At 70.1% G+C, this 26663-nt stretch carries 25 protein-coding genes; 13 read left to right on the forward strand and 12 right to left on the reverse strand.

Annotated elements, in window-relative coordinates; all coding sequences use genetic code 11:
• Positions 1-15 precede the first annotated feature (15 nt).
• Positions 16-1296 carry an RICIN domain-containing protein gene (locus tag QSK39_RS50825; protein ID WP_285485046.1) on the forward strand — a complete coding sequence of 427 codons (1281 nt, stop codon included), beginning with the start codon at positions 16-18 and terminating at the stop codon, positions 1294-1296.
• Here the strand turns inward: QSK39_RS50825 and QSK39_RS50830 are convergent.
• Both QSK39_RS50830 and QSK39_RS50835 read right to left on the reverse strand, forming a co-directional pair.
• Entirely contained in the window at positions 1293-1634 is a 342-nt protein-coding gene (locus QSK39_RS50830) for a hypothetical protein (protein ID WP_285485047.1), read from the reverse strand. The two genes, QSK39_RS50825 and QSK39_RS50830, sit on opposite strands and share 4 nt — an antisense overlap.
• Complete coding sequence (locus tag QSK39_RS50835; protein ID WP_285485048.1) at positions 1631-2878, reverse strand: PepSY-associated TM helix domain-containing protein; 1248 nt, start codon at positions 2876-2878, stop codon at positions 1631-1633. The genes QSK39_RS50830 and QSK39_RS50835 overlap by 4 nt, the downstream gene beginning before the upstream one ends.
• Positions 2879-3012: 134 nt before the next feature.
• Here QSK39_RS50835 and QSK39_RS50840 point away from each other — a divergent pair, with 134 nt between their 5' ends.
• From QSK39_RS50840 to QSK39_RS50865, 6 genes are all read left to right on the forward strand, one after another.
• Positions 3013-4320: a family 1 glycosylhydrolase gene (locus QSK39_RS50840; protein ID WP_285485049.1), complete on the forward strand. Its 1308-nt coding sequence runs from the start codon at positions 3013-3015 to the stop codon at positions 4318-4320.
• Positions 4321-4392: 72 nt separating this feature from the next.
• On the forward strand, positions 4393-5577 hold the full coding sequence (locus QSK39_RS50845; protein WP_285485050.1) for a lipid-transfer protein: 1185 nt from the start codon (positions 4393-4395) through the stop codon (positions 5575-5577).
• A gap of 8 nt (positions 5578-5585) precedes the next feature.
• The gene (locus tag QSK39_RS50850; protein WP_285485051.1) at positions 5586-6017 is read left to right on the forward strand and encodes a type II toxin-antitoxin system Rv0910 family toxin; all 432 of its coding nucleotides are present in this window, start codon (positions 5586-5588) and stop codon (positions 6015-6017) included.
• Positions 6014-6853, forward strand: a complete 840-nt coding sequence (locus QSK39_RS50855) for a MaoC/PaaZ C-terminal domain-containing protein (RefSeq protein ID WP_285485052.1) — start codon at positions 6014-6016, stop codon at positions 6851-6853. The genes QSK39_RS50850 and QSK39_RS50855 overlap by 4 nt, the downstream gene beginning before the upstream one ends.
• The gene (locus tag QSK39_RS50860; protein ID WP_285485053.1) at positions 6853-7689 is read left to right on the forward strand and encodes an SDR family oxidoreductase; all 837 of its coding nucleotides are present in this window, start codon (positions 6853-6855) and stop codon (positions 7687-7689) included. Before QSK39_RS50855 ends, QSK39_RS50860 begins: the two co-directional genes overlap by 1 nt.
• A 66-nt stretch (positions 7690-7755) precedes the next feature.
• Positions 7756-8289, forward strand: coding sequence for a hypothetical protein (locus QSK39_RS50865; protein ID WP_285485054.1), 534 nt, complete (start codon positions 7756-7758; stop codon positions 8287-8289).
• Between the two features lie 44 nt (positions 8290-8333).
• Here the strand turns inward: QSK39_RS50865 and QSK39_RS50870 are convergent, their stop codons facing one another.
• The 3 genes from QSK39_RS50870 to QSK39_RS50880 all read right to left on the reverse strand — a co-directional run bounded on the left by QSK39_RS50870 (position 8334) and on the right by QSK39_RS50880 (position 14352).
• Positions 8334-10817 (reverse strand): DNA gyrase/topoisomerase IV subunit A, encoded by a 2484-nt coding sequence (locus QSK39_RS50870; protein ID WP_285485055.1) that lies wholly within the window; start codon positions 10815-10817, stop codon positions 8334-8336.
• 27 nt (positions 10818-10844) lie between these two features.
• The gene (locus QSK39_RS50875; protein WP_285485056.1) at positions 10845-12896 is read right to left on the reverse strand and encodes a DNA gyrase/topoisomerase IV subunit B; all 2052 of its coding nucleotides are present in this window, start codon (positions 12894-12896) and stop codon (positions 10845-10847) included.
• Positions 12897-13032: 136 nt separating this feature from the next.
• Complete coding sequence (locus QSK39_RS50880; protein ID WP_285485057.1) at positions 13033-14352, reverse strand: phospholipase D-like domain-containing protein; 1320 nt, start codon at positions 14350-14352, stop codon at positions 13033-13035.
• Between the two features lie 107 nt (positions 14353-14459).
• On the opposite strand from QSK39_RS50880, the gene QSK39_RS50885 reads away from it, so the two are divergent.
• From QSK39_RS50885 to QSK39_RS50895, 3 genes are read left to right on the forward strand one after another with little or no spacing between them, the layout of a single operon-like run.
• Positions 14460-15557, forward strand: a complete 1098-nt coding sequence (locus tag QSK39_RS50885; protein WP_285485058.1) for an LLM class flavin-dependent oxidoreductase — start codon at positions 14460-14462, stop codon at positions 15555-15557.
• Positions 15554-16141 carry a CE1759 family FMN reductase gene (locus tag QSK39_RS50890; protein ID WP_285485059.1) on the forward strand — a complete coding sequence of 196 codons (588 nt, stop codon included), beginning with the start codon at positions 15554-15556 and terminating at the stop codon, positions 16139-16141. Before QSK39_RS50885 ends, QSK39_RS50890 begins: the two co-directional genes overlap by 4 nt.
• A gap of 20 nt (positions 16142-16161) precedes the next feature.
• Entirely contained in the window at positions 16162-16596 is a 435-nt protein-coding gene (locus QSK39_RS50895) for a VOC family protein (RefSeq protein ID WP_285485060.1), read from the forward strand.
• A gap of 4 nt (positions 16597-16600) precedes the next feature.
• Here the strand turns inward: QSK39_RS50895 and QSK39_RS50900 are convergent, their stop codons facing one another.
• From QSK39_RS50900 to QSK39_RS50910, 3 genes are read right to left on the reverse strand one after another with little or no spacing between them, the layout of a single operon-like run.
• Positions 16601-17176: a dihydrofolate reductase family protein gene (locus QSK39_RS50900; RefSeq protein WP_502873390.1), complete on the reverse strand. Its 576-nt coding sequence runs from the start codon at positions 17174-17176 to the stop codon at positions 16601-16603.
• Between the two features lie 28 nt (positions 17177-17204).
• A complete protein-coding gene (locus QSK39_RS50905) occupies positions 17205-17663 on the reverse strand; it encodes an SRPBCC family protein (RefSeq protein WP_285485062.1) in 459 nt (152 codons plus the stop codon).
• On the reverse strand, positions 17660-17995 hold the full coding sequence (locus QSK39_RS50910; protein ID WP_285485063.1) for an ArsR/SmtB family transcription factor: 336 nt from the start codon (positions 17993-17995) through the stop codon (positions 17660-17662). The genes QSK39_RS50905 and QSK39_RS50910 overlap by 4 nt, the downstream gene beginning before the upstream one ends.
• A gap of 132 nt (positions 17996-18127) precedes the next feature.
• On the opposite strand from QSK39_RS50910, the gene QSK39_RS50915 reads away from it, so the two are divergent.
• From QSK39_RS50915 to QSK39_RS50925, 3 genes are read left to right on the forward strand one after another with little or no spacing between them, the layout of a single operon-like run.
• Positions 18128-19567, forward strand: a complete 1440-nt coding sequence (locus QSK39_RS50915; RefSeq protein WP_285485064.1) for a serine hydrolase domain-containing protein — start codon at positions 18128-18130, stop codon at positions 19565-19567.
• Entirely contained in the window at positions 19525-19941 is a 417-nt protein-coding gene (locus tag QSK39_RS50920; RefSeq protein ID WP_285485065.1) for a PGPGW domain-containing protein, read from the forward strand. Before QSK39_RS50915 ends, QSK39_RS50920 begins: the two co-directional genes overlap by 43 nt.
• A 20-nt stretch (positions 19942-19961) precedes the next feature.
• Positions 19962-20624: a TetR/AcrR family transcriptional regulator gene (locus QSK39_RS50925; protein WP_285485066.1), complete on the forward strand. Its 663-nt coding sequence runs from the start codon at positions 19962-19964 to the stop codon at positions 20622-20624.
• Here QSK39_RS50925 and QSK39_RS50930 read toward each other — a convergent pair.
• From QSK39_RS50930 to QSK39_RS50945, 4 genes are all read right to left on the reverse strand, one after another.
• Positions 20584-21249 carry a Rossmann-fold NAD(P)-binding domain-containing protein gene (locus QSK39_RS50930; protein ID WP_285485067.1) on the reverse strand — a complete coding sequence of 222 codons (666 nt, stop codon included), beginning with the start codon at positions 21247-21249 and terminating at the stop codon, positions 20584-20586. The genes QSK39_RS50925 and QSK39_RS50930 overlap by 41 nt on opposite strands.
• A complete protein-coding gene (locus tag QSK39_RS50935) occupies positions 21246-21644 on the reverse strand; it encodes a carboxymuconolactone decarboxylase family protein (RefSeq protein WP_285485068.1) in 399 nt (132 codons plus the stop codon). The genes QSK39_RS50930 and QSK39_RS50935 overlap by 4 nt, the downstream gene beginning before the upstream one ends.
• Positions 21645-21721: 77 nt before the next feature.
• On the reverse strand, positions 21722-24088 hold the full coding sequence (locus QSK39_RS50940) for a hypothetical protein (RefSeq protein ID WP_285485069.1): 2367 nt from the start codon (positions 24086-24088) through the stop codon (positions 21722-21724).
• 74 nt (positions 24089-24162) lie between these two features.
• Positions 24163-26658, reverse strand: coding sequence for a LamG-like jellyroll fold domain-containing protein (locus QSK39_RS50945; protein WP_285485070.1), 2496 nt, complete (start codon positions 26656-26658; stop codon positions 24163-24165).
• Positions 26659-26663 lie beyond the last annotated feature (5 nt).

Genomic DNA, 26663 nt, shown 5'->3' on the forward strand with positions numbered 1-26663 from the left:
CCGGAAGGAACACGCATGTCGTCCAGATCCCGCCGCCCCCTGATCCGGGTATTGGCCTTCTTCGCCGCCTGCCTGGGTCTCACCCTGGGCGCCCCGGCCGTGCAGGCCGCGACGCCGTTCAAGGTGCTCGCCTTCTACAGCGGCACCTACGACGCCGCGCACATCAGCTTCGAGAAGGAGGCCAACGTCTGGTTCCCGCAGCAGGCGGGCGCCAACGGCTTCACCTACACCTCGACGACCAACTGGAACCAGCTGACCACCATCACGCCGAGCCAGTACCAGGTCGTCATGTTCCTCGACGACCAGCCGCAGTCGCAGGCGCAGTTCCAGGGCTTCCAGCGGTACATGCAGGCCGGCGGCGCGTTCTACGGCTTCCACGTCACGGCCTACAACGACAGCTCGACGCCGTCGTACGCCAACTGGTTCCACAACGACTTCCTCGGCACCGGCCGCTTCACCTCGAACTCGTGGGGCCCGACGCCGGAGACGCTGAAGATCGAGAACCGCACGCACCCGTCGACGGTGAACCTGCCGGCGACGATCAAGTCGTCGACGTCCGAGTGGTACGCCTGGCAGAACGACCTGCGCCAGAACCCGAACATCACCATCCTGGCGTCGATGGACCAGTCCACGTTCCCGATCGGCACCGACCCGAACCAGACCTGGTACAGCGGGTACTACCCGATCTCGTGGACGAACAAGAACTACAAGATGATCTACTCGAACTTCGGCCACAACGCGATGAACTACGACACGAACACCGCGCTGTCCTCGACGTTCGAAAGCGCCGACCAGAACCGGTTCCTGCTCGACGGCCTGAAGTGGCTCGGGGGCGGCGGCACGACCACCCCGCCGCCGGACGGCACGATCGACCCGTCGGCCTGGTACGCCGTGACGAACAAGGCGTCCGGCAAGTGCGTCGACGCGAAGGCCGCGGGCAGCACCAACGGCACCGTGATCCAGCAGTACGCCTGCAACGGCACCACGGCGCAGCAGTACCAGTTCGCCCCGACCAGCGGCGGCTTCGACCGGATCAACAACCGCACCAACCCGGCCGAGGTCATCGACGTCACCAACGTGGCGACGACGGACAACGCCGGTCTGCAGCTGTGGTCCTACAGCGGCGGGAACAACCAGCAGTGGCAGCCGGTGTCGGAGGGCAGCGGGTACTACCACTTCGTCGCCCGCCACAGCGGCAAGTGCCTGACCGTGCCGGGAGCGTCCACCGCGGACAGCGTCCAGCTGGTCCAGTCGACCTGTGACGGCAGCGCCGCTCAGTCGTTCAAGGTCGCCTAGCGCGCCGTCGTCCTGATCCGCACGACCAGGACGGCGACCGTCAGGAGCAGCAGGGCGAAGAGGGCGCCCGCGGAACGCGTCGTTCCGCGGGCGCCCCACGCCGTCCCGGCCGGTAGTACGACCAGTGACGTCGCAAGGTACGCCAGGTGCGTCCCGGGTTCCGCCGGGTGGTCGCTCACCGAGCTCGCGATGGCTTGGGCCAGCAGCGCGAGTTCGACCAGGACGGCCAGCGGGCGCCACCGCGGCCAGCGGTACCGCCCGGCCGCCGTCACGGCCAGTGCCGTGAGCCCGGCCAGCAGGCAGACCGCGGTCGTCGCGAAGGCCAGCGGCTCGATCACGCGCGTTTCGCTTTGCGGCGACGGCGTTTCGTGCCCAGCCGGAAGAGCCACGTCGAGATGCCGGTGAGCATCAGTGCCAGCGGGGTCAGGCCGAGGACCACCCAGACGAGCCGCCACCAGCCGTCGACCAGCCAGCCGAAGTGCGCGGCCTCGAACACCTTGCCGTAGAACCGGTTGGCCGCCGGTTCGGCCTTGGCGTCCACAGAGGACACGTGCGTGGCGTCGTGGCTGTCGACGTACACCGTGCGGTCGCCGCCGAAGAACGCGCGGGCGCCGTAGGGCTGGTAGCCGTCGTCCGCGATCGAAACCGTGTAGTAGTCGGTGCCTTCGGCCGGCGGGACGAGGTAGCGGACCGTGCCGGGGGACGCGGCGAGCGCGGCGGCCGAGGCCCGGTCGATGCCGATCTCCGGGGTGCCGGGCGCGGCCGGGTTCGCCGTGAAGCTGTACTTCGCCTCGTCCGGCGCCGAGCCGCCGGTGATCGCGAGCCACGCGTTTTCGACCGGGGGCAGGTAGAACGCCGCGCCGGTGACGCCCCACATCAGCACGAACGGCACCGAGACGATGCCGATGACGTTGTGCAGGTCGTAGTCGCGGGCGAAGCGGCCCTTGCCGAGCCGGACGCGGAAGCCGTGCGAGAACTTCTTGAAGCCCGGCCACCAGACGACGATCCCGGTGATGGCCAGCAAGATCATCAGCAGCCCGAGCACGACGAGGACCAGCTCACCCCAGTTCATTTCCGGGACCGGTGTCGGCGCAGCGAGCCACGAGACGTATCCCGGATCGTCCTGGCAGGTGAACGCGCAGTCGTGGAGGTTCGTCAGCCAGCCCATGACGCCGTCGGTGAGCTTCTGCGGCCCGGTGATCCGCCCGCTGCCGGGGTCGACCGCGTACGCCTCGGTGTAGTTCGCGTCGCCGACCGCGATGACGCCGTCGTCGTTGCTGACCCAGGCCGCGGAGAACTCCGGGTGAGCCTGTTTGACCAGGTCCCGCGCCTGCTGGAGGCCGATCGGGTGGGCACTCTCGGTGTGCGCGTAGAAGTCCGCGTGCGTCGCGCGGAAGTACTCGGCGCGGTAGAGCAGGACTACTCCGGCGGTGGTTTCGAGGACCAGCAGCAGCCCGAGCACCAGCGACGTCCACCGGTGCGTGACGACCAGCGCGCGGCGCACGGGCTTGCGCCGGTACCAGCGGCGGACGGCGCGTTTCGGTGGATCGGCCCTGGTCAGCTCGGGTGCTTCGGCGGTCACGGTGTCCCCTCACCTCGGTCAAGATCGAAGTGAGGTTAGCCTTGCTTTAGTGACCCTGTCTTCCGTCCTTCGGTGGATGTGCGGCGAGTCACCGCCCCTTTAACATGAAGCACTTTCACAAAATGGAGGGTGCGATGCGGCGCGGCGTGGTCTTCGTGGTCCTGACGTTGCTCGCGGGTCTCGTCGCGGGCGTGTCCCCGGCAGTGGCGGTCACGCAGCCGTTCTTCTGGGGTGTCGCCACCTCCGGCTACCAGGCGGAGGGCTCGGCGCCCGACAGCAACTGGCGCCGCTACGAGCAGGCGAAGACGTCGTCGATCAAGGAGCCCTACCTCGAGTCCGTCGACTTCCGGCACCACTACGCCGAGGACATCGACCGCGCGAAGCAGCTCGGCGTGAACGTGTTCCGCTTCAGCGTCGAGTGGGCCCGGATCGAGCCGCGGCCCGGGCAGGTCGACCAGGCCGAGCTGGCGAACTACGACGACGTCGTGCGCCGCGTCCTGGACGCCGGGATGCGGCCGATGATCACCCTCGACCACTGGGTCTACCCGGGCTGGGTCGCCGACCAGGGCGGCTGGGACAGCGACCGCACGGTCGACGCCTGGCTCGCCAACGCCCGCCGCGTCGTGGACCGGTACAAGGGGCTCGGCGCGCTCTGGATCACGATCAACGAGCCGACCGTCTACCTGCAGAACGAGACCGCCAACGGCGGGCTCGCCGGGTGGAAGCTGCCGTGGGCGCAGGCGCGGCTGGTGAAGGTGCACCGCGCGGCGTACGACCTGATCCACCAGCTGGACCCGGGTGCGCTCGTGTCCAGCAACAGCGCGTACATCCCGGCCGTGCAGGGCGTGCTCGACGCGTCGTTCCTCGACCAGGTGCGCGACAAGCTCGACTTCGCCGGCCTCGACTACTACTACGGCGCGAGCCTCGACAACCTCAGCGCGATCCACGCGGCGAGCGGCGAGTTCTGGAAGGTGACGCCGCAGCCGGACGGCATCTACTACGCACTTCGTTACTACGCGCGGAAGTTCCCGGGCCTGCCGCTGTACGTCGTCGAAAACGGGATGCCGACCGACAACGGCAACGCGCGTCCCGACGGCTACACGCGCTCGGATCACCTGCGTGACCACATCTACTGGGTGCAGCGCGCGAAGGCCGACGGCATGAACGTCATCGGCTACAACTACTGGAGCCTCACCGACAACTACGAGTGGGGCAGCTACCAGCCGCGGTTCGGACTGTACACAGTGGACGCCCGCTCGGACGCCACGCTGACGCGCCGGCCGACCGACGCCGTCGCGGCGTACCGGCAGCTGATCACGGGCCACGGCGTCCCGGCCGGCTACACGCCGGTGCGGCCGCCGGGCTTCTGCTCGGTCGTCGACGGTCTCGGCAGCTGCCTCGACCCGGCTCGCTACCCGGGTCCGCTGGCTCCGCTGGGCTGACTTTTGTGCCACTGACCTGCGGGTCCGTGGTCCGGCCTTGATAAATACATGCCGGTCTGTATGTTTGTTGCCATGACGAACAGGGTGTACGTCGTCGGCGTCGGGATGACGAAGTTCGAGAAGCCCGGGCGGCGCGAAGGCTGGGACTACCCGCAGATGGCGCGTGAGTCCGGGACCAAGGCGCTCGAAGACGCCGGGCTGGGGTACGACGCCGTCCAGCAGGCGTACGTCGGGTACGTCTACGGCGAGTCGACGTCCGGGCAGCGTGCCGTCTACGAGCTGGGGATGACCGGGATCCCGGTGGTCAACGTCAACAACAACTGCTCCACCGGCTCGACCGCGCTGTACCTGGCCGCGGAGGCGATCCGCGGCGGCCGCGCGGACTGCGTCCTGGCGCTGGGCTTCGAGAAGATGAAACCCGGCTCGCTCGGGTCGACCTTCGACGACCGCGAGCAGCCGATGGGCAACCACATGCAGGCACTCGCCGAGATCTCCGAGGTGCTGTTCCCGCCCGCGCCGTGGATGTTCGGCGCCGCCGGCCGCGAGCACATGAAGCAGTACGGCACGACCGCCGAGCACTTCGCGAAGATCGGCGAGAAGAACCACCGGCACTCGGTGAACAACCCGTACGCGCAATTCCAGGATGTCTATTCACTCGACGACATCCTGGCGTCGCGGATGATCTACGACCCGCTGACCAAGCTGCAGTGCTCGCCGACCTCGGACGGCTCCGGCGCGGCGATCCTGGCGAGTGAGGCCTTCGTCGAGACGAACGGACTGGCCGAGCGGGCCGTCGAGATCGTCGGGCAGGCCATGACCACCGACTTCCGCAGCACCTTCGACGGCAGCGCGAAGAACATCGTCGGCTACGACATGACCCGGCAGGCCGCCCGCCAGGTGTACGAGCAGGCCGGGCTCGGGCCGGCCGACTTCCAGGTCGTCGAGCTGCACGACTGCTTCTCCGCCAACGAACTCCTGACGTACGAAGCACTCGGGCTCTGTGAAGAGGGCGAAGGCGGGTCGCTCGTCGACGCCGGGGACACGACCTACGGCGGCCGGTGGGTCGTGAACCCGTCCGGCGGGCTCATCTCGAAAGGCCACCCGCTCGGCGCGACCGGGCTCGCCCAGTGCGCCGAACTGACCTGGCAGCTGCGCGGCGACGCGGACGCGCGGCAGGTTTCGGATGTGCGGGCCGCGTTGCAGCACAACATCGGACTCGGTGGCGCCGCCGTCGTCACCGCCTACCAGCGAGCTTAGGAGAGACCGTGGGCCGGATCAGCGCGTCCGTCGAACTGCCCGCCGCGCCGGACAAGGTGTGGGCGGAGTTTTCCAACCCCACCAACTTCGAGAAGTGGCTGACCATCCACACCAAGTGGAAGGGCGACGTCCCGGCGGAGTTCTCGCCGGGTTCGCAGGTGTCCGAAGTGGTCACCATGCTCGGGATGGCGAACACGATCACCTGGACCGTCGACACCTACGAAGCGCCGTCCCGGCTGGTCATTTCGGGGACCGGGATGGCCGGGGTGAAGATCAGCTTCTCGCTGTCGGTGGCGGCGGCCGGCGCCGGCTCGGCGGCGACCATCGAGGCCGAGTTCACCGGCCAGATGATCGTCGGCGCGCTGGGCAAGGCCGTCGAGAAGGACGGCAAGAAGAACCTCGACGAGTCGCTCGAGAAGTTCAAGGCACTGGTCGCATGAAGTTCGACCCCGCCGGCCTGGGCAAGTGGACGTCGCCGGTGTCGTTCGACGTCACGCGGGAACGGCTCGTCGACTACGCTCTGGCGACCAACGACCCGATCCCCGCCCACCGCGCCGGGGACGTCGCGAGCCCGGTGTTCGCGATCGTGCCGGTGTTCCAGTCGCTGCTGGAGCCGGCCCTCGAAGTGGTACCGACGTCGTTGTTCGGTCGCGTTCTCCACGGCGAGCAGGACTTCCGGTTCCACCGCCCGATCCGGCCCGGGGATTCCTTGGTGTCGCGGGCGAAGATGACCGGGTTCGAAGGGCTGCCGAAGGGCACGCGGGCGACGGTCTACCTGGAGTGCCGCAGTGCTTCCGGTGACCTGGTGAACGAGCAGTACGTGACGTTCTTCGTGCGCGGCTTCGACACCGGTTCGAAGGAGGGGTCGCTGGGGCCTTCGCACCGCTTCGACGAGTCTTTGCGATCTTCGGCGCCGGTGGCGAAGGTCAGCCAGCACGTCGACGACGACCAGACGTTCCGCTACGGCCCGGCCGCCGGTGACCCGATGCCGATCCACCTCGACGACGAGGTCGCACGCGCCGCGGGACTCCCGGGGATCATCGCGCACGGGCTGTGCACGATGGCGTTCACGTCGTGGGCGCTGCTGACCGAGGTCGGCGAGTCCTCAGTGGACAGACTGCGGCGGCTGGCCGTGCGGTTCGCGTCGCCGGTGCTGCCGGGGCAGGACCTGTCGACGTCGATCTGGTCAGCGGGCGGCGGTTCGTACGCCTTCGAGACGACCGTCGGTGACACGTTGGTGATCAAGGACGGACTCGCGGAGCTGGGAGAGCTGTGATGGGTGCACTCGACGGGCGCGTCGCGCTGGTCACCGGCGCGGGCCGGGGGATCGGGCGGGAGCACGCGCTGTTGTTCGCGCGGGAGGGGGCTTCGGTGGTCGTCAACGACATCGAGCCGGACCCCGAGGTGGTCTCGGAGATCCGCGAACGAGGTGGTTCGGCGGTGGCGAACACGTCGGACGTGGCGTCGTGGGCGGGCGCGGCGGAGCTGGTCGACCAGGCGGTGTCCGAGTTCGGCCGGCTGGACGTGGTGGTGAACAACGCGGGCATCCTGCGGGACAGCTTCGTCGCGGGCCTCACCGAGCAGCAGTGGGACGAGGTGATCGCGGTCCACCTCAAGGGCCACGCGGCAGTGCTCCACCACGCGGCGGCGTACTGGAAGTCGCTTTCGAAGGCGGGTGCGCCGGTCGCGGCGTCGGTGATCAACACGGCATCGGCGTCGGGGACGACGGTGCCGAACCCGGGCCAGCTCAACTACGGCGCGGCGAAGGCGGGCATCGCGGCGATGACGCTGGTGGCGGCGGCCGAGCTGGAGCGCTACGGGGTGCGGGTCAACGCGATCGCCCCGATCGCCCGGACCCGGCTGACCTTGGCGACCCCGGGGATGGGCGCGATCTTCGCGGCACCGGTTGCCGAGGGCGAGTTCGATGCGTTCTCGCCGGCGAACATCTCGCCGTTGGTGGCTTACCTGGCGTCCGAGAAGTGCGCGTTGACGGGCAAGGTGTTCGCGGTCCAGGGCGGTGCGATCTCGGAGCTGGCCGGCTGGCACGACGTGAAGGTGATCGAGACCGAAGGCGCGTGGACGATCGACGACATCGCGGCGAGGCTGCCGTAGTGCCGGTGTTGAGCCGTCCGGCGTAGTCGTTCGGCGGCGCGCTCCGGGGGGAACGAAACTGGGCGGATGGGGAGGCACGGAGGATCGCGGCGCGCCTGGATGCTCGGACTGCTGACCGGCGGGTTGTTCGCCGCCGGTCTGGTGGTGCTCGAGGCGGCAGTGGTGTGGCCGGACGGTCCGTGGTGGGTCGTGGCGCTGACCGGCCTCGGCGCGGGTGTGTTCGTCGGCGCGGTCCTGGGTCCCACGATGGCGCGAACGGAACGGGCGATGTGGCGGGCCTGCGCGGAAGACCTGACCTGGCCGGAGTTCAAGGCCGCCGCCAAGGCGAGCCGCACGGGCCGGGCGCCGGCGGATCCCCGGCTGCGCACGGCCGCGACGCGCATCGCGGTTCACCAGCTGGCCCAGCACCGGCGCCGCCGCCGGAGCACGCTCATCGGCTGTTCGGTGGCCGCGGGGTGCTGCCTGCTCAGCGCGGCGGTCGGCAACCTGCTCGCCCTGTTCGCCGCCGGCGGCATCGTCGTCGTGATCGCCACGTTCCTGTACGAGCGCGTCCGGCTGCGGAAGGCCTTGCTGCGCTTGCGTGCGGAGTCGCCGGCCTGAGGAACCCGGGGTGGCTCGAAGCTCGAACCACCCCGGAAACCCCGTCAGTCTCGTTCGATGAGGTGGCCCACCACGTCCGGACCCGGGTGGGCGTGGCCCGAGCCGTCGCGGCGGACGTCGATCTCCGGGAGCTCCACCGGGTCGCCGTTCCTCGCCGCACCTGCCGGGCGAGGGCCGATCCAAGCGACACGCAGAGCCGTTTCGCCCTTCAGGAACCGCTGCGCCCGGACACCGCCGGTTGCGCGGCCCTTTGCCGGGTACTCGCTGAACGGGGTCACCTTCACGCTCTGACCCGTCGACGTGATCACCAGCGGCTCGCCGTGCTCGTCGTCGTCCGTGCGGACCGCTCCGAAGAACACCGCCGAACCCGCGCCCACGTTGATGCCCGCCATGCCGCCGCCCTTGAGGCCCTGCGGGCGGACCAGCGACGCCGCGTACTTCAGCAGCGACGCCTCCGACGACACGAACGCCAGCGTCTCCGAGCCGTCCGTGAGCCACGTGGCGCCGACTACCTCGTCGCCGTCCTTCAGGGAGATCACTTCGAACTCATCCGAGCGGACCGGCCACTCCGGCGAGCAGATCTTCACCACTCCGGCGCGGGTGCCCAGCGCCAGGCCCGGGGACCCCGCCGCCTGCTCGCCCAGCGGGGCGATGCCGACGACCGTCTCGCCCTTCTCCAACGGCACCAGCTCGCGGGCCGCCATGCCGCCACGCAACGAGACCGTGCCCGCCTGCTCCGGCAGCACCGGCAACGGCAGCACGTCCGTCTTGAACGCCCGGCCGCGGCTCGTCACCAGCAGGATCTGGCCGCGCGCGGTCGTGTGGACCACCGCCGCCACCGCGTCGTGCTTCACCCGGCCGTTGCGCCGGCGGGTCTCGGTCGACTCCTCGGACTCCGCCGCCGTGCGCGCCACCAGGCCGGTCGCCGACAGGATCACCTGGCACGGGTCGTCCGTGACCTCCAGGGGACCGGACGGCTTCGACGCGGCCAGGACCTCCTTGAGGTCGCCGTCGATCAGCGACGTGCGGCGCTCGGTCGGGAAGTCCTTCGCGATCTTCGCCAGCTCCGCCGAGACCAGCTTCTTCAGCACCGACTCGTCGTCGAGGATCTTGGACAGCTCGGCGATCTCCTCGCGCAGCCGGTCCTGCTCGGACTCCAGCTCCAGCCGGTCGTACTTGGTCAGCCGGCGCAGCGGGGTGTCGAGGATGTACGTCGCCTGGATCTCCGACAGCTTGAAGCGCGTCATCAAGCCGTCCTTCGCGGCCTGCGCGTTCTCGCTTTCGCGGATGAGCTTGATCACCTTGTCGATGTTCAGCAGCGCGATCAGCAGGCCGTCGACCAGGTGCAGCCGCTCTTCACGCTTGCGGCGCCGGTACTTCGTGCGCCGCGTGACGACCTCGTAGCGGTGCCGCAGGAAGACTTCCAGCAGCTCCTTGAGCCCCAGCGTCTGCGGCTGGCCGTCGACGAGGACGAGGTTGTTGATGCCGAACGACTGCTCCAGCGGCGTGAGCCGGTACAGATCCGCCAGCAGCGCCTGCGGGTTGACGCCGACCTTGCACTCGATGACCAGCCGCGTGCCGTTCTCGCGGTCGGTGAGGTCCTTGACGTCGGCGATGCCGGTGAGCCGCTTGGACTTGTTGACCTCGTCAGTGATCTTCTCGATCACCTTCTCCGGGCCGACGCCGTAGGGCAGCTCGGTGACGGTGATCGCCTGCCGCCCCCGGCTGCCTTCGAGGGGCCCGGTCTCGCAGTTCGCGCGCATCCGGACCACACCGCGGCCGGTCTCGTACGCGCGGCGGACCTCGTCGAGGCCCAGCAGGCTGCCGCCGGTCGGCAGGTCGGGGCCGGGCACGAACTCCATCAGCTTGTCGAGCGTCGCGGACGGGTGCGTGATCAGCCACCGCGCCGCCGCCACGACCTCGCCGAGGTTGTGCGGGATCATGTTGGTCGCCATCCCGACCGCGATCCCGGACGTGCCGTTGACCAGCAGGTTCGGGAACGCCGCGGGCAGCACGGACGGCTCTTCCAGCGAACCGTCGTAGTTCGGGCGGAAGTCGACGGTGTCCTCGCCGAGCTCGCCGACCAGCTGCATCGCCTCGGGCGACATCCGCGCTTCGGTGTACCGCGAGGCGGCCGGGCCGTCGTCGGGCGAGCCGAAGTTGCCGTGGCCGTCGATCAGCGGGACGTTCAGCGAGAAGTCCTGCGCCAGCCGGACCATCGCGTCGTAGATCGCGACGTCACCGTGGGGGTGGTACTTGCCCATCACGTCGCCGACCACGCGCGACGACTTCACGTACGCGTGCGTCGGGCGGTAGCCGTTCTCGTTCATCGAGTACAGGATCCGGCGGTGCACCGGCTTCAACCCGTCCCGCGCGTCCGGCAGGGCGCGCGAGTGGATGACCGAATACGCGTACTCCAGGTAGCTGTCTTCGATCTCGGTCTTCAGCGAGTTGTCGAAGACGTTCGCCCCGGCGGAGTCGAACGCGCTGGGATCGACCTTGGTGGTGGTGCCCTTGCGGCGTGCCACGGCAGAACTCCTTGGTAGCTGCGAAAATTAAGCGTCGATGGCGTCGCGGTCGATCCGGTCCGAAGAGGCGACCAGCCAGTTCCGCCGGGGCTCGACCTTCTCGCCCATCAGCAGTTCCAGCGCGCCCTCGGCGGCTTCGGCGTCGTCCATGGTGATCCGGCGGACCGACCGGCTGGCCGGGTTCATCGTGGTGTCCCACAGCTCGTCGGCGTCCATCTCGCCGAGGCCCTTGAACCGCGGCACCGGCGTGACGATGCTCTTGCCCGCCCGCTCCAGCTCCGCGTACTTGGACTCCATCTCCTGCTGCGTGTACGTGAAGTGCGTCTCCGGGTTGCGGCCCTTGGTGACGAGCTTGTGCAGCGGCGGCATCGCCGCGTACAGCCGGCCGTCCTCGATCACCGGGCGCATGTACTTCGCGAACAGCGTGATCAGCAGGGTCCGGATGTGCGAGCCGTCGACGTCCGCGTCCGCCATCAGGATGACGCGGCCGTAGCGCATGGTCGTCAGGTCGAACGTGCGCCCGGTGCCCGCGCCCAGCACCTGCACGATCGACGCGATCTCGGCGTTCTTCAGCGTGTCGCCCAGCGACGCCTTCTGCACGTTCAGGATCTTGCCCCGCAGCGGCAGCAGCGCCTGGTACTCCGACACGCGCGCCATCCGGGCCGACCCCAGCGCGCTGTCACCCTCGACGAGGAACAGCTCGCTGCGGGAGACGCCGGTGGTGCGGCAGTCGACCAGCTTCGGCGGCATCGCCGCGCCCTCGAGCGCGGTCTTGCGCCTCGCGGCGTCCTTCTGCTGCTTCTGGGTGAGCCGGACGCGCGAGGCGTCGACCACCTTCTGCAGCACGACCTTGGCTTCGGACTTCGTCTTGCGGTCTTCGGTCCAGGCCTTCACGTGCTTGTCGACGATGCCCTGGATGACCCGGGTGATGCCCGCGGTGGACAGCTCGTCCTTGGTCTGCGACGTGAACTGCGGCTCCGGCAGCCGGACGTGCACCACGGCCGTCATGCCCTCGAGGACGTCCTCGATCGTCGGCATGTCCTCCTTGGGCTTGAGCAGCCCGCGGGTCTTGGAGATCGCGTCCTGCAACGCCTTCGCCATCGCGCGGTCGAAACCGCGGCGGTGCGTGCCGCCGTGGACGTTGCGGATCGTGTTGGTGAAGCACTCGACGGTGCGCTCGTAGCCGGTGCCCCAGCGCAGCGCCACCTCGACCTCGGCGTGGCGCTCCACATTGGACTGCATGACGCCCGCCGCGTCCGCCGCGTTCTCCTTGTAGGTGCCCTCGCCGGTGATGAGCAGCGTGCCGCAGACCGGCTTCTCGCCCGACGGCGTGAGGAAGTCGACCATGTCGACCAGGCCGTGCGGGAAGTGGAAGGTCTCTTCGTTGATCGTGTCTTCGATCGCCGTGCGCAGCACGTACGTGACGCCCGGGACGAGGAACGCGGTGTTGCGCAGCTTCGCCCGCACGCCTTCGACGTCCAGCGCCGCGCCGGACTCGAAGTAGCGCGAGTCGTACCAGTAGCGGATCGACGTGCCGCTGCGCTCGCCGCGCTTCATCTTGCCGGTGAGGTTCAGCCCGGACCGGCGGGTGAACTTCGCCTTCGGGCCGGGCGCGTCGAAGGTGCCGGGGATGCCGTGCTTGAACGACATCTGGTGGACCTTGCCCTCTTGCTTGACCGTGACGTCGAAGCGGTGCGACAGCGCGTTGACCGCCGAAGCGCCGACGCCGTGCAGGCCGCCTGAGGTCTTGTAGCCCGATCCACCGAACTTGCCGCCCGCGTGCAGCCGGGTCAGGACCAGCTCGACGCCGGACAAACCGGACTTCGCGTGGGTGCCGGTCGGGATGCCGCGGCCGTCGTCGTCGACCTGGACGCTGCCGTCGGCGTGCAGCGTGACGACGATCTTCGTCGCGTGGCCGGCGACACCTTCGTCCGTGGAGTTGTCCACCACCTCGGAGAAGAGGTGGTTGATGCCCCGGCTGTCGGTGGAACCGATGTACATCCCGGGGCGCTTGCGGACGGCCTCGAGCCCCTCGAGGTGCGTGAGGTCGTCGGCCCCGTACAAGGTCTCGGCAGTCACAGGGTCGTTCTCCCGGATCGTGGCTCGCGAAGAGTGCTGGTAATGGTGCGGACTCGGCCTGCACCGTACTGCAGGATATCCGCCCACCCCGACAACTTCCGCGCGCTCCCTGCTCCGGAGTGGCGCGCGCCGCCCGCTACTTGGGGTCGTAGCCCAGGTCGGGCCACAGGCCGAGGAGGGCTTCGATCTTCCGCGGGACCTGGAAGCTGTTCCGGAAGTTCGGCTTCTCGCCGATCGTCGCGAGGCCCTTGCGGAGCTCGCCGAACAACGGCCGCGAGGCCGTCTCCCGGGTCAGGATGTAGCAGTAGGTGCGGCGCGGGTAGGCGAACTCGTCGGCGTAGGCCTGCAGTACGAGACCGGGTGCCTCGATCCGCGACCCGACCAGGGCACGGCCCTGCTTCTGGCTGTACACGCGGATCACGTGCACGCCCGGGCGGAGCGTGCGCGGCGGGTCCTGGCCCTGGCCGTCGTCGGCCCAGAACAGCTCGACGCGGAACGGCTGCTCGCCGTTTTCGCCGGGGTGGGTGTATTCGCGCGTCAGCTCTTCGAGCCGGTACTCGGCCTCGGCCGACGGCTCGCCGCCCTCGACGAGGCTGACGAGGTACAGCTCGGCCGGGCGCGGCCAGGAGGGCCGGGGGACGTCGGTCTCCGGAGCCTCGGGAGCGTCCGAAGACTCCGAAGACGCCACCGTCTCCGGCGTGTCGGCGGGTTCCGGCTCGCTCGCGACGGCCGGTGCCGCAACCGGTTCCGGGGCCGGCTCGGCCGGAGGAGCCGGGGCGACCTCGGCGACCGGGGCGGGCGGCGGCGTCGGAGCGGGCCGCACGGGGGACGGCGGCGGGGCCGGGGCCGCGGGCCGGACCGGCGTCGCCGGGCGGCTCGTGACGACGGGCCGGGCGGGTGCCGCGGGGCGGCTGGGGGTGGCGGGGCGCGGCGAGGTGACCAGCTTGCCGGCGCCGTACTGCTCGAGGAGCGGCTCCAGGTCACCCGCCGTCAGCGCGGGTCCCGCGAGGTCGCACCACTCGAGCCAGGCCTCCTGGGCCTCCTCGACGGTGTGCTTCTCGTGGGAGACCGTCACGGCTTCGAACAGCTGCCGCGGGCCGGCGGCGGTGACGTCCGCCGAGCCGACCACCACGAACGACGGTTCGTCCTCGGCGATCACCAGCTTCGCGTTCAGCCCGCGCAGCGAGTGCACGATCACGCCCGCCTTCACCCAGTGCAGCAGGGCGTGCGGACTCGTCGCGCCGGACAGCACGGTGTCCAGGCTCGCGTCCGTGATCACCGTGTCGCCGGGTTCCAGCGGCAGCAGCGCCGCCGCGCCGGGCCCGACGTGGCCGAAGGCCGCCACCAGGTTCCGGCGAGGCGCGAGCAGCGGCGTGATCGACCCCCAGATGTCGCGGCCCGTGAGAAGGCGTACCGAACGTTCTGCCAGACCCAGCCGACCGAGCTCCGCGTCCATGTCCATGACCTTACTTGGTGTCCCCTACGGCTTTGACGGCCGGAATATCTCTTGCTTGGAAGTAGTTGAACGCGCATGTAAGATGGGGGTCGCGAAGGGAGCAGGTCATGCAGTTCGGAATCTTCACGGTGGGCGACGTCACGACCGATCCCACGAACGGAACCACGCCGACGGAGCACGAGCGGATCAAGGCGATGGTGCGCATCGCGCTGAAGGCGGAGGAGGTCGGTCTCGACGTCTTCGCGACCGGCGAGCACCACAACCCGCCGTTCGTGCCGTCGTCGCCCACGACGATGCTGGGCCACATCGCGGCGCAGACGTCCAAGATCGTCCTGTCGACGTCGACGACGCTGATCACCACGAACGACCCGGTGAAGATCGCCGAGGACTTCGCGATGCTGCAGCACCTGGCCGACGGCCGCGTCGACCTCATGATGGGCCGCGGCAACACCGGCCCGGTGTACCCGTGGTTCGGCGAGGACATCCGCCAGGGCATCCCGCTGGCGATCGAGAAGTACGCGCTGCTGCGCCGGCTGTGGCGCGAGGACGTCGTCGACTGGTCCGGCAAGTTCCGCACGCCGCTGCAGGGCTTCACGTCCACGCCGCGGCCGCTCGACGACGTCCCGCCGTTCGTGTGGCACGGGTCGATCCGCAGCCCGGAGATCGCCGAGCAGGCGGCGTTCTACGGCGACGGCTTCTTCGCCAACCACATCTTCTGGCCGACATCGCACTTCCAGCAGCTGATCGCGTTCTACCGCCAGCGCTTCGAGCACTACGGCCACGGCCAGGCGGACCAGGCGATCGTCGGTCTCGGCGGGCAGGCCTTCATCCGGCCCAAGTCCCAGGACGCGTGGAACGAGTTCCGCCCGTACTTCGACAACGCGCCGGTGTACGGCCACGGCCCGTCGCTGGAGGAGTTCACCGACCAGACGCCGCTGACCGTGGGGAGCCCGCAGGAGGTCATCGACAAGACGCTGACGTTCCGCGAGCACTTCGGTGACTACCAGCGTCAGCTGTTCCTGATGGACCACGCGGGCCTGCCGCTGAAGACGGTGCTGGAGCAGCTGGACCTGCTGGGCTCGGAAGTGGTGCCGGTGCTGCGCAAGGAGCTGGACTCGATGCGGCCGGCGCACGTTCCGGACGCACCCACGCACGCTTCGCTGGTCGAGGCCGCTGCTGCGGTTTCGGAAGAGGTGCCGGCATGAAGCTCGCGGTGGTGACGGCGGGGCTGTCGGTCCCGTCGTCCAGCCGGCTGCTGGCGGACCGGCTGGCGGCGGCCACGGTCGCCGCTTCGCCGTCGCCGGTGTCGGTTTCGGTGGTGGAGCTGCGGGACATCGCGCTGGACGTGACGAAGAACCTGCTGACGGGGTTTCCGAGCCCGGAGCTGCGGTCGGCGATCGCCACGGTGGTCGACGCGGACGCGCTGATCGTGGTGACACCGGTGTTCACGGCCGGGTACAGCGGGTTGTTCAAGTCGTTCTTCGACGTGCTGGACGCGGACTCGCTGGCGGGCAAGCCGGTCCTGCTGGGTGCGACGGGCGGGACCGAGCGGCATTCCCTGGTGCTGGACTACCAGCTGCGGCCGTTGTTCGGGTACCTGAAAGCGGATCCGGTGGCCACCGGGGTGTACGCGGCTTCGTCGGACTGGGGCGGCGGGGAAGGGGCGTTGCAGCGACGGATCGAGAAGGCGGGTGCGGAGCTGGCGTCGCTTGCGGCCGGACGGCCCGCTGCGGCTCAGGAGCCGGCGTTCGTCCCTTTCGAACAGCTGCTGGCGGGCGCGGGCGAGTGAGGGTGGCCTAGGCTGGCCCGATGGGGTCGATCAGGCAGGTGCAGATCACGTTCGACTGCGCGGAACCCGAGCGCGTGGCCCGGTTCTGGTGCGAGGTGCTGGGGTACGTGGTCCCGCCACCTCCGGAGGGGTTCGCGAGCTGGGCGGAGTTCGACAGTTCGCTGCCGGCGGATCGCCGGGGCGCGGCGTTCGCGTGCGGTGATCCTTCGGGAGTGGGGCCGCGGTTGTTCTTCCAGCGCGTGCCCGAGGGCAAGGTCGTGAAGAACCGGGTGCACCTCGATGTGCGCGTGGGTACCGGGTTGGTGGGGGAGGAGCGGTTGGCTGCTCTTCAGGCGGAGAGCGCTCGGTTGGTTGCGCTGGGGGCGGTGCAGGAGCGGGTGCTGGTGGCTGACGGGTTCAACGAGTCCTGCATCGTGATGCAGGACGTCGAAGGCAACGAGTTCTGCCTGGACTGAGGTTTCACGGCGCTGGGCGGACCACCCGGTAACGCAGGTGCGTGACACCGGAACCGACCACGACCTCGACCTGCTCAAGCAAAGCAGCGCTGTCGATGTCGGAGAAGTACCGGACACCGGAGCCCAGGAAGACGGGTACGAGATCGATCCGGACCTCGTCGAGAAGCCCGAGGTTCAGGCACTGCTGCGCGATATTCGGCCCGGAGACGCCCACGGATCCGTCCCCGGCGCCCCGCGCCAGCTCGACGGCCTCGGAGACCGACGAGACGAAAGTGAACGGCGCAAGGTGGGACGCGGGCCAGTCCGAAGGCGGAGGCCGGTGCGTGACAACGAAAGCCGCACCTCCGCCGGGAGGATTGCCGCCCCAGCCGTGGGTGTAGTCGAACACCCGGCGGCCGCAGACGAACGCGCCGTGGCGGACCGAGTCCAAAAACGACCGCAGGTAGTCCGCACTGCGCGGGGAAACCCGGAACGTCATCGGGTAGCCGACCATCGGCACCTCGACGTCTCCCGCGGTGTACCAGTCGAACAGCGGCCCGACCGAATCGTCGGGCCGGGCCACGAACCCGTCCAGTGACATGCAGAAACTCGCCACCACCCCGGCCATCTCAGTCCGCCAGGACCTTGTCGAGCCGCTCGTACGACTCCGTGATCCCGCGGCTCATCCCGCTCTCCAGCGCCGCGTCGCGCGCCTCCACCGAGGGGAACACCGAGCGGGTCTCCACGCGGGTGTGGCCGCCGGCCTCGGTCAGCGTCATCGAGTCGAGCGTGACTTCGCCGGGTGCGCCCAGGTACTCGAAAGTCTGGACGATCCGGTCGGCGCTCACCGTGTGGTAGACGCCGCGGAAGCGATACTCGCCACGCTCGTCGCGGTGGATGTAGTCGTACGCACCTCCTGATCGGGCGTCGAACTCGACGATCTCCATCTCCATCCCGTGCGGGCCCAGCCACCGCACGATCAGCTCCGGGTCGGTGTGCGCGCGGAGGACCGCCGACGGCGGGGCCGCGAACTCGCGGGTGATCTCGATGAACGGCGTTCCCGGCCGGGCGGTGATCGTGGTGCTCATGGCGTTTCCTCCAGCGTTTCGAGGACGGCGTCGAGCCGCCGGTAGCTGCGTTCGGTGGCCAGCCGGTACGTGTCGATCCAGCTGGTGAGGGCTTCGAGGGCGGACGGCACGAGGTGGCACGGCCGGCGCTGCCCGTCGCGGCTGCGCGTGATCAGGCCGGCCTGCTCCAGCACCTGGATGTGCCGGGACACCGCCTGCTTCGTGATCGCGAAGGGCTCGGCCAGCTCGTTGACCGTCGCTTCGCCGCGGGACAGCCGCGCGACCAGCGCCCGGCGGACCGGGTCGCCGAGGGCGGTGAACGCCCGGTCCAGCGCCTCCTCGTCAACCGACATCTTTATCAACCAATCTGTTTATCAACCGATAAGTTGAATATAGCCGGGCTGTCAAGACCTGCCGAAAGTCGGGGGTGGTCGACGTCGTCCGGCAGCCGCCGGCGACCCCGCCCAGTACCTACGTTGACCCGCATGACCAGGCTTTTCCTCGTGCTTGCCGCGCTCCTGCTCGGCACCGCGACCCCGGCGGCGGCCGCCGCGACGAACGACATCGACGGGTACGTCCGCGCCTACCTCGACCACACCGGCCTGCCCGGCGCCGCGGTCGCCGTCACCCGCGGCGGTGACGTCGTGCGCGTCGCGGGCTACGGCCATGACGCCTCGGGCACGCCCATCACCGCGTCGACCCGGCTGCCGATCGCCTCGCTGAGCAAGTCCATGACGGCCTTCGCCGTGCTCCAGCTCGTCGAAGCCGGTCGCATCACGCTCGACGAGCCGGTGACGCGCTACCTGCCCGCCTTCCGGCTCGCCGACGAGCGCGGCGCGCGGATCACCGTCCGGATGCTGCTGGACCAGACGTCCGGGATGGCCGACTCCGCGTTCCCCGACCTCACGCTGCCGCAGCCGCACACGCTCGCCGAGGCCGTCGACCGGCTGCGGGACGCGGGTTTGGCGAGCGAGCCCGGGACGGAGTTCCACTACCACAACCCGAACTACGAGGTGGCCGCCCGGATCGTCGAGATCGTGGCCGGGCAGCCGTTCGCGGAGTACCTGCGGACGCGGCTGTTCGCCCCGCTGGGCATGACCGCGAGCACCACGGTGGACGAGCCGCCGGCCGGGACCACCGGGTACGTCCGGGCCTTCGGGTTCGAGGTCCCGGCGGCCGAACCGGACTGGTTCACCGGCGGCAGCCACGGCGTCCTGAGCACCGCGACCGACCTCGCGCGGTGGCTCGAGGCGCAGCAGGACGGCGGCGGCGTGCTTTCCCCGGCGTCGAACGCGCTGGCGCACACCCCGGCGGCCGGCCGCGACTACGCGCTGGGCTGGGGGAAGTACCGGCCGGATCAGATCTCCCACAACGGCGAGTGGTTCACGCACACCGCCGCGCAGATCCTGCTGCCGGACGGCTACGGCATCGCGGTGCTGGCCGGCACCGGACTCGCCCTCGACAACGACGCCGAGTCCCTGGCCCAGGGCTTGGTGACGCTGGTCCAGGGCGGTTCGCCCGAGCCCGCGCTGCCGGCCGGGGTGATCGCGGACCGGGTGCTCGCCGCGCTGGCCCTCGCAGCGGTGGCCCTGGCGATCCTGGGCGTCCGGCGGGCCCGGCGGAAGCCCCGGTGGTGGCGGGTCGCGCCGCCGTTGCTGCCGCTGCTCCCGCTCGCGTTCCTGCCGCAGCTGCTCGGGGTGGTGTTCGCCGGAAGACGGGGTACCTACGCCCAGGTGCTCTACGTCTGGCCGGGGCTCGTGATCGCCCTCGGCGTGGTCGCGCTGGCCGGCCTGGGCGTGGCCGCGGCCAGGGCCCGCGCGGTCGTGAGTGGCACGCGAGGCCGCAACCAGGAAGAATCGGGCGAAACGAGGGGAGACGCCCAGTGGGCATCGGCAAACAGGCGAAGCGGATCTCGATCACGGTAGCGGGGGCCGTCCTGCTCGTGGTCGGGGTGCTGCTGCTCGTCCTGCCCGGCCCCGGGCTGCTGCTCGTGCTCGCCGGGCTCCTGCTGCTCGCGTCGGAGTTCCCGGCGCTCGAGAAGTACGTCGACCCGGTGCGGGACCGGGCGATGAAGGCGGCCGAGGACAGCGTGTCGTCGCCGTTGCGGATCGCCGGTTCGGTGCTGGCCGGGCTGGCGCTGCTGGCCGCGGGGATCGTCTGGGGCGTGGTGAAGTCGCTGCCGTTCGGCGGCTGGAGCACCGGGTCGAGCCTGATCCTGTCGTCGGTGATCCTCTTCGCGCTGCTGATCTGGAGCTATCGCCGGGTCAAGACGCGCCGGGAGGCCGCGCACAGCGGCTGAGAAGGGATACTGTCGGCGCCATGAGCGCCGGATTCCAGCGCGCCCGGCGGCCCGAGCAGATCGAGGCGCGCCGCACCGCGATCCTCGCCGCCGCGCGGGAGCTCTTGGCCGAGCGGCCGGTCGCCGACATCAGCCTGCGGGAGCTCGCCTGCCACGTCGGGCTCGCGAAGTCCAATGTGCTCCGCTACTTCGACAGCCGCGAGGCGGTCTTCCTCGAAGTCCTCGACGCGGCGTGGACGGCGTGGCTCGACGACCTCGAAGGAAAGCTCGGCGACCCGGCACCGGCGGATCCCGGCTTCGCGCGCGAAGAGCGTGTTGCGGGGACGATCGCCGCGACGCTCGCCGAGCGGCGGTTGCTGTGCGAGCTGATCAGCTCGATGGCGCCGGTGCTGGAGCGCAACATCTCCCTGGAGTTCGCGCGTAGCTTCAAGGGGCGCGCGGCGGCCAGCACCGAACGGCTCGGCGCGCTGGTCCGGACGCGGGTGCCGGAGTTGTCAGCCGACGGCTCCCGTCAGTTCGCGCTCGGGGTCGTGGTCCTGGTGTCGGGCGCGTGGCCGTTCGCGAACCCGACCGACGTCGTGGCGAAGGCGGCGGCCGAGGTGGGCGCGGCTCCGGAGTTCGCGGCCGCGCTGGCCGAGGGGCTCACGAACCTGCTGGCCGGGCTCGTCGCGCGGCGGCGGTGACGATGTCGGCGTTCTCCAGCACGGGCTTCTCGTAGCCGTTCTCGGCGACTTCCAGCATCGCCAGGCCGAGCTCCTCGTTGGTCGTCACGAAGCCGGGGAACAGCCGCCGCAGCACCGGGTACAGCGGCATCGCGACGCGGTAGAGCGTCCGGTAGAGCGTGGTCTTCGACGTGACCCCGTGCAGTGGCTGGATGTAGCCGGGGCGGACGGAGAACGCCCGCAGCGGCAGCTTCGCCAGCGCGTTCTCGGTGGCGCCCTTGACGCGCGCCCAGCGCACCCGGCCCCGTTCGCTGCTGTCGGTGCCGGCCCCGGAGACGTACACGAAAGTGGTGTCCGGCGGCAGCTTCCCGGCCACCGAAAGCGTCAGCTGGTAGGTGATTCGCTCGTACTCCTCCGGCGCCATCCCGACCGAGGACACGCCGAGGCAGAAGAAGCACACGTCGTAGCCGGTGATCGGCTCGAGCGCGAACAAGTCCTTCTCGACGCGTTCTGTCAGCTTCGGGTGCTCTTCGCCGAGGGGCGACCGGCCGATCGCTAGCACGGCCTCGACCCGCTCGTCGCGCAGGCACTCGCGCAGCAGGCCCTGCCCGACCATGCCGGTCGCGCCGAACACCACGGCCCTCATCGGTCGGCCACCGGCAGCAGCCCGCGTTCTCCGAAGACCTTCTTCGCCACGGCGGTCGCGTTCAGCGCCCGCGGGAAGCCGCAGTAGGCGGCCGACTGCAGCAGCGCTTCGACGATCTCCTCGGGGGTGAGCCCGGCGTTGAGGGACGCGTTGACGTGCACCTCGAGCTGCGGCTCGCACCCGCCGAGCGCGGTGAGCATGCCGAGCGTGACGAGCTGCCGGTCCCGCGGCACGAGCGCCGGCCGCGTGTAGATCTCGCCGAAGCCCCACGACACGAGACTGTCGGCGAGCTTCGGCGAGATGTCTTCGAGGCTGTCCAGCACGCGCTGGGCGGTCTCTTCCCCGTTGAGGTCGACCAGGGCCTGCTTGCCGCGTTCGAAACGATCTTCGGTCATGACAGCGACGGTAGCGGCTGGAGCGGGCTCCAGGTCAACCGTGACGGCCACCCCGCCGGGTGGCCGTCACGGAGCCGTCAGACCGCGTGAGTCGCGTGGGCGGCCGAGGTTTCGTCCACCCAGAACAACGTGTACGACTCGTCGGTGCGCAGCCCGGCCGAGTTCGTGCTCCAGGCGTGGAGCTGGAGCACATACCGCGTCTGGTCGGCCGGCAGCGTGAACTCGAACGCCGCCGTGCCGTCGGCGCCCGCCGGCAGGGACACTTCCGGGCCGTCGCCGATCGTGTACCCGTAGGTGGCGAGGTCCGGCTGCACCGGCGTCAGCGTGCAGTGGACCACCTGACCCGGCCGCAAGCTCCCGTTCCCGTCACACGTGAGCACCGGTGCGGCCGACCGCGGGCTGAACCAGTAGTACGCGCCGGCCGACACGGTTCCGTCGGCGAACGTGGTGGTCGCCTCCAGGTACTGCCAGCCGGTGGTGAGCGGCGTGAAGACGAGGCTCGCCGAGCCGTCCGGGCCCGCCGGCACGGTGGCCGGCTCCGCGCCCGGGAAGCGGTAGGTGAAGCTGACCGCTCCCGGCAGTGGCGACGTCAACGTGAAGGTGCCCGGGGTCGTGACGTAGCCACCGGTGGACGACTCCGGGAACTCGGCGCTCGTCACCTTCGGCCCGTTGGTCTCGGCGGTGACGTTCACTTCGTTCCGCGCGGAGACCAGCCCGGCCGCGGTCGTGGTGCGCGCGTGGATCCAGTGCTGGCCCTGCTCCTGCGGGACGATCGTGACCTGGGCCGTGCCGTCCGGTCCCACCGGGACGGTCGCCGGGTCGCCGTAGTCCCAGTCGTACGTGAACGACGTCGACCCCGGCAGGGTGGCGTGCAGGGTGAAGGCGGCGGGCTGGCCCACCATGAGGACCGCCGGCACGTCGACCGTGGGCAGGCCGCGGTCGATGTCGAGCTGCTCGCCACCCGGGCCGGACAGGTTCCCGTTGGTCATCCGCGCCCGCACGGAGACGTCGTAGCGCTGGTCGGCATCGGTCGGCGTGACGGTGATCGTGGCCGTGCCGCCCGCACCCGCGGGCACGGTGGTCTCGGGCCCGCCGTCGATCTGGTAGACGTACGCGGTCGCGCCGTCGGTGCCGTGCGGGGCGAAGGTGCACTGCCGGGTCTCGCCCAGGAAGGCACGAGCCGGGGTGCAGGTCATCGAAGGACCGTTGCGGGCCACGAAGAACCGGTAGTCGCCCGACGGCCCGCTGTTCCCGGCCGCGTCGACCCCGTACGCGGACATGCTCAGCGGGCCGTCGTTGCGCGGGGTGTACCGGACGGTGGCCGTGCCGCCGGGCCGGTCGGCCGCGGCGTACCCGCTGTCGGTGAAACCGGCCTGCCACCGGAAGCCGACGATCGCGGTGTCACCGCCCGCGTCGAGGGTGAAGTCGCCGGGGATGCCGATGCCGCCCTTGCCGGGCACCTCGTACACGTAGTCGGTCGAGGTGACCGTCGGCGCCGTGGCCGGCGGGGTGAAGTCCGTGGTGAACCGGCAGGTCCCGCTCCACGCGCTCGCGGCCAGGCTGTCCTTCGCGCGGACCTGCCACTCGTAGGTGACGCCGTCCGCGAGCCGCGAGTCGGGGTCGAAGGAGGCGACGGAGCTGTAGACGTAGTCGAGGCCGGTCGCGCGCTGGTCGGGGTGGCCCACCGGCCACCAGGCGAACTCGGCTTCGAAGCTGGAGTCGTCCGGATCGCTGACGGTGGCCGACATCGCGGCGTCGCCGTGGCCGACGAGCGGTGTCTCCGCGCACGCGTGCGTGCCGGTCTTCAACGCCGTGGGCGTCGCGGGCGGCTGGTTCTTCTCCAGGCTGACGTACAGCAGCGGCCGGTAGGTGCGGCCGAAGCGCGGGTTGTACTGCTGGTTGTCGGGCAGGCGCAGCACCAGCGTCAGCGAGCTCCGGCCGGCGTCGATCGCCTGCTGCAGCGCCGGTCCGGCGTCCCAGTCGAGGTAGTCGGACGGGCAGACGTCGAGGCTGCCCGGGCCGGCCAGCTTGGTCAGCTCGCGGGGCTGGTCGTCCCAGGTCGGCGCCTTCTTCGCCGGGGCCGTGACCCACAGCTCGGTGCCGCGCGGCGCCGAGCAGTCGGCGACCGCGGTCTCCTTGCCGGACAGCTCCGCGGAAAGCACCTTGGCGCCGCGCAGCCCGGTGAGGTCGAAAGTGAAGTAGGACTTGGAAACGTGCTTCTTGCCGTGGTCCACCTTGGCGCCGATCGGCGCGTCGCCGGCCGGGTTGACGAAGCTCTTCTTCGGCTGGGCGGAATCGATGGACGACCACGACGTCGACTGGATCGACGTGTACTGCGTGGCCGAAGCCGGCAGCGCCGTCCCGGCGAGCAGGAGCGCCGCGGTGACGGCGAGGACGCCCGTTCTGGCGGGCAGGGACGATCTTCGAGAGCCCAAAAGGCTCACCCCCTGAATGCGAAACCCGGGAACCGCGATCGCGGTTCCCGGGCCTCACACGCCTCAGGGGTGCTTTCGGTTGCCTACTTTCCGCTGGAGTACAACGCGCTGACGTCGGCGTCGGACAGGGCCCGGTCGTAGACGTGCACCTGGTCGACCGCGCCGTCGAGGTAGTCGACCGGGCCGCCGCCGTACTTGCCGCGGCCGATCACCGTGTGGCCCGTCGACGCGTCGCCGAGGCAGACGCTCTTCGTGGCCGCCAGCTGCCCGTCCACGTACAGCTTCAGCGTGCCCGCTGCCGCGTCGCGGACGCCGACCACGTGGTACCAGCGGTTCGCTTCCGGAGCCGTGGGCGCCAGCGCCCGCGTGCCCACGAAGCTCATCGCCAGCCGGTGGTCCTGGCCCGAGTACTGCAGGAAGAACGCGCTGGTGCTGTCGCCGTCCTGGCTGACGATCGTCTGGAAGCCGTCACCCACGGCGTTGAACTTCACCCACGCGGCCGCGCTGTAGCTGCCTTCGGTGTTCAGCAGGGCCGCACCGGTGTCGGCGTACTGGCCGGAACCGTTGGTGGCCAAGGCCGAACCGCTCTTGCCCGCGGTCCAGGACGCGCCGCCGACGAGCGTCGCGTCGTGGTCGCCGACGGAGTCCGCGGCCGTCGTGCCCGCGTTTTCGTCGAAGCCGTACGCCGCGATGCCGTCGATGCCCGGGGTGCCCGCGGGTACCGAAGGCCCGGCCACCGGCTTGCCCGTGGCGCCCTTGATGACCGCCTCGTTCGCCGCGCGGACCGCCGCGAAGTCCATCTTCTTCACCTGCCGGTCGTAGGTGAAGAAGCCGTTGACCTCCTTCTCGACGTCGGTGGTCTGCGTGTAGACGCCGGCCGAGACGCCGCACCGCTGGGCGACCAGCAGCAGGCGCTGCTGGAGCTCGCCGTAGCGCCGGGTCAGCGTCGCGCTGTCGGGTTCCATCTCGTAGGCGAAGCTGCCGGCCGGGTCGAACTGGTGACCGTCGACCTTGAGGCCGAGACCGCCGTACTCGCCGTCGACGGCCGCGCGGGTTCCGGTCTGCACCGGCGTTCCGGGCCCGGTGTAGGTGTGGTCGTCGTAGATGTCACCCTTGCCGCTGTCCGGTTCGGACCGGCAGCAGTTGACGCCGGACTCGGCGTTGACCAGGCGCGAGGGATCCCACGACTTGACCTCGTCGGCGATCCGGCCGACCTCGTAGTCGCCCCAGCCCTCGTTGAACGGCACCCACGTGACGATCGACGGGAAGCTGCGGTGCTGGTCGATCATCCGGTGCATCTCGGACTCGTAGTTGACGCGCGAGGCCGGGGTCGGCTCGATGTCGTCCTTCATCGCCGGCATGTCCTGCCACACCATCAGGCCGAGCTTGTCCGCGTAGTAGTACCAGCGGTCCGGCTCGACCTTGATGTGCTTGCGCACCATGTTGAAGCCGAGCGCCTTCTCCTGCTGCAGGTCGAACTTCAGGGCGGTGTCGGTCGGCGCGGTGTAGATGCCGTCCGGCCAGAAGCCCTGGTCCAGCGGGCCGACCTGCATGACGAACTTGCCGTTGAGCAGCATCCGCTGCTTGCCGTCGGCGGTCTTGCCGACGCTGATCGACCGGATGCCGAAGTACGAACCGACCTCGTCGCCGCCCGACAGCTTGACGCGCAGGTCGTAGAGGAACGGGTCGTCCGGTGACCACAGGTGCGGCCGGTCCACCTTGAGCTTCAACGGCTTGTTCGCGTCGCCGGACACGCGCCCGACCGGGCGGCCGTGGTCGTAGGCGACGGCTTCGACGCGCTGTTTCACCGGCCCGCCGACCACGGCGTTCACCGTGACCGACCCGCTCGCGACGTCCGGGGTGACGTCGAGCCGGTCGATGTGGGCCGAGGCCACCGGCTCCATCCAGACGGTCTGCCAGATGCCGGAGGACGGCGTGTAGAAGATGCCGTCACCGGGCTGGCGCTGCTTGCCGATGGGCTGACCGCCCTGGTCGTTCGGGTCGGCGACGCCGACGACGATCTCCTGGGTCTTCTTCGTGGTCAGCGCGTCGGTGACGTCGACCGACCAGGCGTCGTAGCCGCCGGTGTGGCGGCCGACGGTCTTGCCGTTGACGATGACCGTGGCGTCGTAGTCGACGGCCTGGAAGTGCAGCTGCAGCCGCTGTCCCTTGCCGATCTGCCAGTTCTTGGGGACCTCGAACGTGCGGCGGTACCACATGTTCGTCTCGTGCCGCATGATCCCGGACAGCGCGGACTCGACCGGGTACGGCACGAGGATCCGCTCGCCGAGCGTCTTCCCGACCGGTGCGGCCTCACCCGGGGTCGCCTTCGCGAACTCCCAGACGCCGTTGAGGTTCTGCCAGTTGTCGCGGGTCAGCTGCGGCCGCGGGTAGTCGGGGAGGGCGTTCGTCGGCGAGACGTCCTTGGTCCACGGCGTCGACAGCGGCGGGGTGAGCCGCTGCCACTGCGGTGCGTCGGCGGCGCTCGCGGCGGGCACGGTGCCGAGGCCGGCGACCGCGACGGCGAACGCGGCGGCCGCGGTCAGCCATCTCCGGGTTTTTCGGGCAGGGCGGAACATCGTTG

Source organism: Amycolatopsis sp. NBRC 101858 (assembly GCF_030269325.1).
Taxonomy (GTDB): Bacteria; Actinomycetota; Actinomycetes; order Mycobacteriales; family Pseudonocardiaceae; genus Amycolatopsis; species Amycolatopsis ponsaeliensis.